This is a genomic window from Xanthobacter sp. BG11Y11_SDJG, from assembly GCF_057364445.1.
This window is the reverse complement of the sequence record NZ_JBNFNU010000820.1, coordinates 1-726: the sequence shown is the minus strand read 5'-3', so window position 1 is coordinate 726 and position 726 is coordinate 1. Positions and strand designations below refer to the sequence as shown.

Sequence of the window (726 nt, the reverse complement as noted above, 5' to 3'; positions counted from 1 at the left end):
GCCCCCGCCGCCCAGCGCACCGGTGCCGCCGCAGCCGCCCGAGGCCGCGGCTGCCGCCAATGCCCAGCTCTATTCGATGACGGACCTCGAATACATCTTCGGGCCGATCGCGCTCTATCCCGATCCGCTGCTGGCGATCCTGATGCCCGCCGCCGCCTTCCCGGACCAGATCGTCGCCGCCGACACATGGATCGAAGGCAATCCGCGGACCGTCGCCGCGCGCAACTTCGCCGCCATCGACAAGAAGCCGTGGGATTCCTCGGTGAAGGCGCTGGCGCGCTTTCCCGACGTCATCGCCCAGCTCGCCGATCACATGGAATGGACCGAATCCATCGGCTACGCCTTCGTGAACCAGCCGGAGGACGTGTCCAACGTGATCCAGATGCTGCGCGCCAAGGCGGAAAAGGTGGGGAATCTGAAGAGCAACGAGCAGCAGGTCGTGTCGACCCGGCAGAGCGGCGGGCGCGAGGTGATCTACATCGCTCCGGCCGATCCCGAGCGCATCTATGTGCCGACCTATGACAGCTCCAGCGCCTTCACCACCTTCGCCACCGGGGCGCTGCTGTTCGGCACCGGCGTGGCGGTGGGATCGTACTGGAACAACCGCTGGGGCTGGAACAATCGCGGCTGGAACACGGTGTGGGTGGTGCCGCCGGCTTGGCGCCGCCCGCCCCACTGGGGCTGGCGTCCCGGCACGCGGCCGCCGGCCTGGGGGCCGGGACCCTG

General features: G+C 68.9%; 1 protein-coding gene. It reads left to right on the top strand.

Going from position 1 to position 726, the window contains the following annotated elements; translation table 11 throughout:
- Positions 1 to 726: DUF3300 domain-containing protein (locus AC2W7M_RS26750; RefSeq protein WP_486136238.1), on the top strand; the 726-nt coding region annotated here is incomplete at both ends.